The organism is Mesorhizobium sp. M7A.F.Ca.MR.362.00.0.0, from assembly GCF_004023175.1.
Classification (GTDB): Bacteria; Pseudomonadota; Alphaproteobacteria; order Rhizobiales; family Rhizobiaceae; genus Mesorhizobium.
Window position 1 is genome coordinate 10,059 of record NZ_RZTF01000065.1, and the last position, 1,025, is coordinate 11,083.

The 1,025-nt window shown below is 61.6% G+C and carries 1 protein-coding gene; it reads right to left on the minus strand.

Translation table 11 applies throughout. The annotated features are described in order from the left end of the window. The coding region (locus tag EOC06_RS42285; RefSeq protein WP_306462345.1) for a Wzz/FepE/Etk N-terminal domain-containing protein at positions 1–1,001 on the minus strand (1,001 nt) is incomplete at its 3' end. Positions 1,002–1,025 lie beyond the last annotated feature (24 nt).

Sequence of the window (1,025 nt, forward strand, 5' to 3'; positions counted from 1 at the left end):
CCTTGTTCGATCTTGCTTTGCGTCGTGGCTCTGAGTTCCTGGTCTGCCGGCGCGAGAGCCTGTCGAGCCGCAAGGTCGGCAAGTTCAGGCGCGCCAATAGCTTCGGCCAGGGCGATGAGAGAGGCCCCTTGCTCTCGAAGCTGCTGGACGTACCGTAGCCGAGATTCCACGGCGGCGAGATCCGCCTTTGACATCGACAATTGCTGGCTGAGGTCGGCCCGTTCCCTGGCTGCATTGTCCGCCGAGCCTTGGTCGATGGCTCCGTGGCTCAGCCGATATTTCTCAAGGCGGTCAGCCGCTGCCTGCAGATCATTTTGCAGCCCGGGCAGACTGGCGGTGATTGCATCGAGCTCTTGCTGGTCGGATGCCTGCCTTTTCTTCGTTAGGGTGTCGACATAAACTTGAGCGAATGTGTTGGCCACGAGCGCCGCCCGGGCGGGGCTGTCATCGGCGAAAGCGACGGAGATCACTCTCGATCGCAGCTCCTGCCCGACCCGCATGCCTCGCCGCAAAGCTCTCAACTCGGAGGCATCCACGGCTTGTGGACCGTTGGCTGCCTGGTCCGCCCCTGGCCACAGCCGGTCCAGTAGACCGTCGGCAAGTGAGCGTGTCCTCGGGGGAGGGGTGGCAGACGGTTCAAGCCGTGAATTCCTGCTAGCGGAATTGTCCTGTCCGGTTTCCGCCGCACCTGTCTTGCGCAGTGCCGCCATGACGCGGCGCAGGTGATCTTGCGACGATAGCATCGTGATGTGGTCATCTATGCTTGAATCAACGAGGTCCTGCGAAGACGGGGCGCCGACGGGCAGTGAACCGCGCGAGGGGGCGTCGACGATAAGCTGGGTTGTTGACTCGTAGAGAACTGGTCGAAGGCTTCCCAGCAACCCCGCCAACAAGCCGCCCAACACAGCGAAAGCAATAATAGACCATTTTCTCCTTGCCAAAATCACGAAGAGTTGGCGCGACGCGGTGGGCGGCTCGACATATTCACGCAATGACCGCACGTGCACTCTGCCTTCGAGAACCGG